At 61.5% G+C, this 4,288-nt stretch carries 4 protein-coding genes; all 4 read right to left on the bottom strand.

Translation table 11 applies throughout. From position 1 onward, the window contains the following. Positions 1-617, bottom strand: a 617-nt coding sequence (locus tag VJ604_RS06645; RefSeq protein WP_324080888.1) for an aldehyde dehydrogenase family protein, incomplete at its 3' end; no start/stop codon positions are given. Positions 618-988: 371 nt separating this feature from the next. Beyond that, positions 989-2,386, bottom strand: coding sequence for a hypothetical protein (locus VJ604_RS06640; protein WP_324080887.1), 1,398 nt, complete (start codon positions 2,384-2,386; stop codon positions 989-991). Between the two features lie 149 nt (positions 2,387-2,535). After that, positions 2,536-3,867: a S41 family peptidase gene (locus VJ604_RS06635; RefSeq protein ID WP_324080886.1), complete on the bottom strand. Its 1,332-nt coding sequence runs from the start codon at positions 3,865-3,867 to the stop codon at positions 2,536-2,538. Between the two features lie 36 nt (positions 3,868-3,903). Beyond that, positions 3,904-4,288 (bottom strand): murein hydrolase activator EnvC family protein (locus tag VJ604_RS06630; RefSeq protein WP_324080885.1); only part of this gene is annotated, 385 nt, incomplete at its 5' end.

Below are 4,288 nucleotides of genomic sequence, written 5' to 3'. Positions count from 1 at the left end.
ACGCCATCGGGAACGCCTGCCCGGCGGGCAAGCTCGGCCAGGGCCAACGCAGAAAACGGAGTGGCGGTGGCGGGCTTGACCACCATGGTGCAGCCTGCGGCCAGTGCGGGGCCAGCCTTCCTGGTGATCATGGCGGAGGGGAAGTTCCAGGGGGTGATGGCGGCGCAAACGCCGATCGGCTCCTTGGTCACCACGATCCTCTTGTCGCTTTGGTGCGGCGGGATGACGTCACCGTAGACCCGCCTCCCCTCTTCCGCGAACCACTCGATGAAGCTGGCTGCGTAGACGATCTCACCTTTCGACTCGGCAAGCGGCTTCCCCTGCTCGGCGGTCATCAGGATGGCGAGATCCTCCTGGTGCTCCAGCATGAGATCCGACCACTTCCTCAGGATCAGCGAGCGCTCGTGGGCGGTCTTGGCGCGCCACTGGGGATAGGCGCGGTTGGCGGCCTCGATGGCGCGCTTGGTCTCAGTGCCGCCCATCTTCGGGATGGTGCCGATCTTCTCGCCGGTGGCCGGATTGGTGACATCTATGGTCTCGCCGCTGTCCGCCGCGGTCCAGGCACCGTCGATGTAGCAAAGCTGCTGAAACAGGTTACCGTCGCGTAAGGTTGGCATGTCTCCTCCTTGCTGATCGCTTCCTGAGTTGAATGAGCGTAACCGTTTGACACTTCGAGAGGACTAATGGTGGGGCAAGTGATTTGTATACCTTATCTCCACTGCTCGGGCAACAGAAAAGAGGCATCGCCACTGTCCGGGCTCCTGCCAACATCCCCTCTCCCCACGGGAGAGGGTTAGGGTGAGGGAACTATCCACGAAGAGATAAGGCTTCCCTCACCCCGGCCCTCTCCCGGAGGGCGAGGGTCAGCTGGCAGGGGGTGGATTGAGCTGGGGCAAGGTACATGGACGGCCAGAAGCAATCCCCCCTGTCCCCCCTTTATCAAGGGGGGGACCTGATTGCGGAAGATGATTACCCGGGGGGCCCCCGATTACTGTTTTGACGGCGGCGTCAGCTGCTGCCCGGCTTGCCTCCCCGTCTGAACGAGGTAGTTGGCGGTGAAGATGTAGTCGTCGACGTAGTCGCGCTTGCCGTCGCGGTTCAGGTCGAATTTCGGCTCCGCCGCAGTGCCGCGCTGGGTGAGGAACACGAGGAAGTCTCCCTCGCTTACTTCCCCTTTCTTGAGCAGTGCGACGTCCACCTTGGGAGTCACGGCCAGCGGCAGTTCCTGTGTCACGCCGTTGTAAAAGAGCTTCACTATCGCCTTCACGGCGCCCTTGTCCGGCCGCACCTCGATCTCCCATTCCCCGTCGGCCAACCGGCGCGACGTTACGTACTCCGCCGAAGTCAGGGAAAAGGTGGGAGCCTTGTCGCCGGACAGGTTTGAGACCACCACCCTGACGGTCGCCTTGCCGTCGGCTATCGCGATGGCGGGGATTTGGGTGAACGGCGCCGCAGGGTCGCGATCGAAGAGCGCAGTGAGGTTCCTGATGGTCTTCTCCCCCTTGAACAGGCGGAAGCGTTCCAAAACGCTCTCGACCGGTTGCGGGGCGATGGGAGAAGCCGCCGGAGCGGCAACTTTGGACGCCGTCGCCTCTCCCTGGCCAACCTGGGGAGGCGAGGCTACCTTTTCGGCGTTGTTCGGCTCCGTGGTCGCCGCTTTCGGCTGGTTGTCCTGCTGCTCAGCCAGTTGGGCAGCGGTTCCCCTGTTCTCCTGACTGCCTGCGCCGATCTCAGAGGGGGGCAGCGTGACCGCCCCCCCCAGCACCACCGGTGTCGACGCACTTCCCGTACTGTTCGTTGTCTTGGGGGTAGGTTGTGTTCCGCCGCCGCTGTTTCCGCCGCTACCCGCCGAAGTTCCGACGGCGTTTCCGTTGGAGCCACTACCATCGCCGCTGCCGGACACGACTGGGGTGCTGCCACCGGTGGTTGCGACGTCGCTGGAGCCTGCCGGGGAGGCAGCGTTGTTGAAGAAGGAAATCCGGACCGGCCTTCGGTTGGCATCGATGGCAGTGCCGGAGATGGAAAGGATGCCTCCCGAGGAAGGAGTGACGGTGTTGAAGGTGATGGTGGCGATGGTACCTTTGGCGGTGACTCCGGAAACGGAGACGGCCGCGATCACGATCGGGTTGGATCTCGGGTTGGGGACGCCAACCATGCCGTGCGCCGTGATCAGGTCGCCCAGGGAGATGACCGGGTTGCTCAGCACGGTGTTATCGTAGCTTATCGACATCTGCACCCCGGCGACCCCTTCCAGGCTGCCGGTCACCGCGAAGACGCCTCCTCCCGAAGAGGAAATGGTCAGCTGCGATGCCGCCAAGGCGGGAACGGGCAACACGATGAGTGCGAACGCCAGCAGCGCTCGGCGGACAAAGATCATAAGGGCCATGCATCACCTCGGAAAGGACGTTTCAAAGTCTGCGACCGCATCATCTTTACCGAAACGCCGGTACGGGTCAAGAGTTTTGGCACCAAAAAAAAGCGGAAGGAGATCTGACATCTCCTTCCGCTTTTCCCTTGTTCAGGCGACCTGAGAAATTACGCTTTCCCCATCACCTTCAGGATGTCCCAACCCTTCAGCAGGTCGAGCGCGCGCAGGATCTGGGAGTCACCCTTGATGGCCTCGTCGGTCTTGTAGGGGGCGGGCTTCACTTTCTTGTCGTCAGACCCTTCCTTCTTGTCGTTCTCGAAGTGGTTCTCGAGGTCTTTCTCCCTGATGTGCATACCCTCTTTCTTCTCGGGGGTGACGGTGATCTCCACCTTCTCCGCGGTGATGTCGGGGGTGATGCCCTTGGCCTGGATGGAGCGGCCGCTCGGGGTGTAGTAGCGGGCGGTGGTCAGCCTGAGCCCCGAGTTGTCGGAAAGCGGGATGATGGTCTGCACGCTCCCCTTGCCGAAGCTCTGGGTCCCCATCACCACAGCGCGCTTGTGGTCCTGCAGGCAGCCGGCCACGATCTCGGAGGCGGAGGCGGAGCCGGAGTTGATCAGCACCACGATCGGGTATTCGGCCTCCTTGCCACCCTTCTTGGAGACGAAGCGCATCTGGGAGTCCTTCTCGCGCCCTTCGGTGTAGACGATCAGCTTCCCTTCGCCGACGAAGTGTTCGCAGACCCTGACCGCCTGGTCGAGGAGCCCGCCGGGGTCGTTCCGTAAATCAAGCACCAGCCCCCTGAGCGGCTTGTTGTCCGGCTCCAGGGCCTTGAGTGCCTTGTCGAGGTCCTCGTCGGTCTTCTCCTGGAACTGGGAGATGCGGATGTAGCCGTAGCCGTCGTCCAGAACCTTGTACTTGACGCTCTTCACCTGGATGATGTCGCGCTCCAGGGTGAACTCCTTGGTCTTCTCGAACCCTTCGCGCATGATGGTCAGGGTTACCTTGGTCCCCTTGACGCCGCGCATCCTCTTGACCGCGTCGGTGATGGTCAGGTCCTTGGTGAACTTGTCGTCGATCTTCAGGATCTGGTCACCCGCCTTGATGCCAGCCTTGGAGGCCGGGGTATCCTCGATGGGCGAGATGACGGTGAGTATGCCGTCCTTGACGGTGATCTCGATGCCCAGGCCGCCGAAGGCGCCCTTGGTATCTATCTTCATCTCCTTGTAGGTGTCAGGCGGCATGAAGGAGCTGTGGGGATCAAGCGAGGTAAGCATGCCGTTGATGGCGCCGTAGATGAGCTTCTTGGTGTCGACTTCCTCCACGTAGCTCTTCTTGACGATGGCCAGCACATCGGTGAACAGCTCGATCGACTCGTAATCATTGCCGCCGCTTGCCTGCGCCGCGCATCTGCGCTGCACGCCGAACCCGATCACCACCGTCACTAAGGAAACGATGGTGACGAACAGGGTCGCCTTCTTCAGTTTACTGCCCTTGAACATTATGCCTCCCTCGGTTTTGTTGCTGCGAGTTCCCTGTTATCGGAACCAGGGGGCGGGGTCGACCGGCTTGCCCTGGTAGCGTATCTCAAAATAAAGCATCGGCCCCTTTGATGAATCAAGGTCGCCGACGCTGGCCAGCACTTCGTTCCTGGCCACTTTGGAGCCCACTTTCTTTGCCACGGAGGAGGCGTGCGCGTAGAGGCTGAAGAAACCGCCGCCGTGGTCAACGATTACCATATTACCATACCCTTTGAAATAATTCGCGAAAATCACCTCGCCGTCGTATACGGCATGGATGGGAGTGCCGGCGGGAGCGGCCACCGAGATGCCGTTGGAAACGGTGAATGCGTTGAATTCCGCAGACTTATGCCTGCCGAAGTGATCGACGATGGTTCCCCTGACCGGCAGGGAGAGCCTCCCC

This window comes from Geomonas sp., from assembly GCF_035254065.1.
Taxonomy (GTDB): Bacteria; Desulfobacterota; Desulfuromonadia; order Geobacterales; family Geobacteraceae; genus Geomonas.
This window is presented reverse-complemented; position numbering and strand designations above follow the sequence as displayed.

Excerpts from the sequence above, each read along its gene's own strand:
- VJ604_RS06640 (WP_324080887.1), bottom strand. The coding sequence starts at position 2,386 with ATGGCCCTTATGATCTTTGTCCGCCGAGCGCTGCTGGCGTTCGCACTC.
- VJ604_RS06635 (WP_324080886.1), bottom strand. The coding sequence starts at position 3,867 with ATGTTCAAGGGCAGTAAACTGAAGAAGGCGACCCTGTTCGTCACCATC.